The sequence below is a fragment of the Duganella levis genome (assembly GCF_009857605.1).
GTDB classification, from domain to species: Bacteria; Pseudomonadota; Gammaproteobacteria; order Burkholderiales; family Burkholderiaceae_D; genus Rugamonas; species Rugamonas levis.
Map to the genome: position 1 here is coordinate 1 of NZ_WWCT01000073.1, position 2901 is coordinate 2901.

Genomic DNA, 2901 nt, shown 5'->3' on the forward strand with positions numbered 1-2901 from the left:
GGCCGGCGCAGCATTTCGCCGGCCTCGCCAAGGCGGTGCTGGCGCGCGAGCCATCGACCCAGATCGCCTTGCTCGGCTCGCCCAAGGACCACGCGGCCTGCGCCGAGGTGGCGGCCGGCCTGCCGGATGGCACGGCGGTATTCAACCTGGCCGGCGCCACCAGCCTGGCCGAGGCGATCGCGCTGATCGCGCGCGCCGCTGCCGTGGTGGCCAACGATTCCGGCTTGCTGCACATCGCCTCGGCGCTGAACCGGCCGGTGCTGGCGCTGTACGGCCCGACTGACCCCGATCACGCGCCGCCGTTCTCGGACCTGGCGGCATCGATTTCGCTGCGCCTCGATTGTTCGCCATGCAAGCAGCGCGAATGTCCGCTCGGTCATCACGACTGCATGGTCAAGCTGACGCCGGATCTGGCGTGGCAGCGCTTGCAGCCGATGCTGGCGGCGGCCTAAGCAGCGCTGCATGACGGGCGGAATTACTGTATAAAGCGGTAAGAACAACGCCGGTTGCAAGCCCATGTTCAAGCGCCTTTCCATCACTTTCTGGGCCACCGTGTTTGTCACGGTGGTGTGCCTGTCGCTGGTCGGCGTCGACGTCTGGCGCAGCATTAACGCCCGCAGCGAACAGTTGCTGGAAAAAGAACGGCAGGGCGCCAACCTGGCGCGCGCCATGGCGCAGCAGGCCGACGACACCATCAAGGCGGCCGACATCGCGCTGGCCGATGTCGTCGAACGCATCGAGTCGGACGGCCGCAGCGCGCGCGCGCTGGCGCGCCTGCAACAGCAGATGCAGGCGCAGGTGGCCAATCTGCCGCAACTGGTGGGACTGTTTGTCTACGACGAAAGCGGCAGCTGGATCGTCAATTCGCGTGCCGTGCTGAGCCAGGCCTACAACAACGCCGACCGCGAATACTTCATCTATCACCGTACCCACACGGAACGCGGTCCGCACGTCGGCCTGCCGGTGATCAGCCGTTCCAGCGGCAAGTGGATCATGCCGGTGTCGCGCCGCCTCAATAAGCCGGACGGCAGTTTCGGCGGCGTGGTGCTGGCCACGCTGGACATCGATTACTTCCGCCGCTTCTATGAAAGCCTGGACCTCGGCACGCGCGGCGCGGTGGCGCTGCTGTCCAACGACGGCACGCTGCTGCTGCGCCAGCCGTTCGACAGCGGCCGGGTCGGCAGCAGCATGCGCGACAGCGAGTTGTTCCGCCACTATGCGGCGGCGGCCGGCGCGGCGCGCACCGGCAGCGCCTTCTTCCATTCCTTTCACGATAACGAGATGCGACTTAACAGCTTCCGGCCGCTGGAGCACTATCCGCTGTTTGTCACGGCCGCCATGTCGCGCGAGGAAATGCTGGAGAACTGGCGGCGCGACACCTTCACGCGGTCGATCGGGGTGGTGGTGCTGGCGGCGTTGCTGGGCTTTTTCGGCAAACGGCTGGTGGACCAGATCAAGCTGCGCGCGCAGGCCGAGGCCGAGCTACGTCAGGCGCGCGATGCGCTGGAGAGCGCCAACCACACGCTGGAGCGGCAGGCCATGTCGGATGGTCTGACCGGGCTGGCCAACCGGCGCCAGTTCGATGTCACGCTGGGCAATGAATTCAGCCGCGCCATGCGGCACCAGGATACGCTGGCGTTCATCATGATCGATGTCGATTACTTCAAGCAATACAACGATATGTACGGCCACAGCGCCGGTGACGAGGTGCTGCGCGCGGTGAGCAAGCTGATCCGTGCATTGACGCCCAAGCGGCCTGGGGATCTGACCGCGCGCTATGGCGGCGAGGAGGTCGGCATCCTGCTGCCGAATACCGATCTGGCCGGCGCACAGGCGGTGGCCGAACGCATCCGCGAGGCGGTGCAGAATTTGCAGATGGCGCACAACGGCAGTCCGTTCGGCGTGGTGACGCTGAGCGCCGGCGTGGCGACCATCGCGCCGCAGCGTGGCGTGCATGTGGCCGGCATGCTGGTGGAGGCGGCCGACAAGGCGCTGTATGTGGCCAAGTCGGCGGGGCGCAACCAGGTTAGCCTGGCCTGAGCGTCGTACCGGCGGGCTAACTCTCCAGCCGGTGCAGGGCGGCGCGCGCCTCTGGCGGCGAGACGATGTGGGCGCCGTCGAATTCGGTGTAGCTGACCTCGTAGCCTTCCTGCGTCAGCCGCTGGGCGATATCGTGGCCGCGGTGCACCGGCAGCACCGGATCGTCCTTGCCGTGTACAACGGCCACGCGCGGCCGTCCTTCGCGCCGCAACGGCGCCATGTAGCCGGGCGAGAACGCCAGGATGTCGCTGAACAGGTGCCCGTTCATCAGCCCCACCGACAGCGCGTACGAAGCGCCGTCGGAAAAGCCGGCCAGCGCCATCGCGTGTTCGTCCACCTGATAGCGCTGCATGGTCCACAGCAGCGCGCGGTCGAGGAAGGCGAGGTCGGCGCCGAAGCCGCCGCGCAGCATGTCCCAGCTGGTCGACAGCGCTTCCGGAATCAGCAGCAGGGCGCCGTGGCGGACCGCGTGCGCCAGCGCGATGTTGTCGCCGCCGCCATGCAGGCCGCCGGCGCCGTGCAGCCAGACCAAAAGGTGCAACGGCTGGCCGCCGGCGCCGCTGCCCGAATCCAGATGCGGCGGCACATGCAGCACCGCCTTGCGGCCGTCGTTAAACGACAACTGGTGCGTGCCGCAGTCCAGCGCCGGCTGGCGCTGGTGCGGAATTTGCCGCAGCAGGTCGGGCCGCGCATGCAGGCGACCGTCCGCGTACGGCGAGGGCGGTGGCGCCGATGCTGGCGCCGGCGTGTTCAGAATTCCTCCCAGTCGTCACCGCCCGCTTTGACCGGCGTGCTGCGTTGGGCCGTGGCGCGGGCCGCGCCGGACTGGCCGCCTGCCGAGGCTGCTGCGCCGGCGGACGA

General features: G+C 68.0%; 3 protein-coding genes. 2 read left to right on the forward strand and 1 reads right to left on the reverse strand.

All coding sequences use genetic code 11. The features are described 5' to 3' along the window. On the forward strand, positions 1-452 hold a 452-nt coding region (gene waaF, locus GTP69_RS30740; protein WP_161058418.1), incomplete at its 5' end, for a lipopolysaccharide heptosyltransferase II. A gap of 64 nt (positions 453-516) precedes the next feature. After that, positions 517-2040, forward strand: coding sequence for a sensor domain-containing diguanylate cyclase (locus tag GTP69_RS30745; protein WP_161058419.1), 1524 nt, complete (start codon positions 517-519; stop codon positions 2038-2040). A gap of 16 nt (positions 2041-2056) precedes the next feature. Here GTP69_RS30745 and GTP69_RS30750 read toward each other — a convergent pair whose 3' ends face one another. Next, positions 2057-2662 (reverse strand): alpha/beta hydrolase, encoded by a 606-nt coding sequence (locus GTP69_RS30750; RefSeq protein ID WP_229261231.1) that lies wholly within the window; start codon positions 2660-2662, stop codon positions 2057-2059. Positions 2663-2901: the final 239 nt, after the last annotated feature.

Excerpts from the sequence above, each read along its gene's own strand:
- GTP69_RS30745 (WP_161058419.1), top strand. The coding sequence starts at position 517 with ATGTTCAAGCGCCTTTCCATCACTTTCTGGGCCACCGTGTTTGTCACG.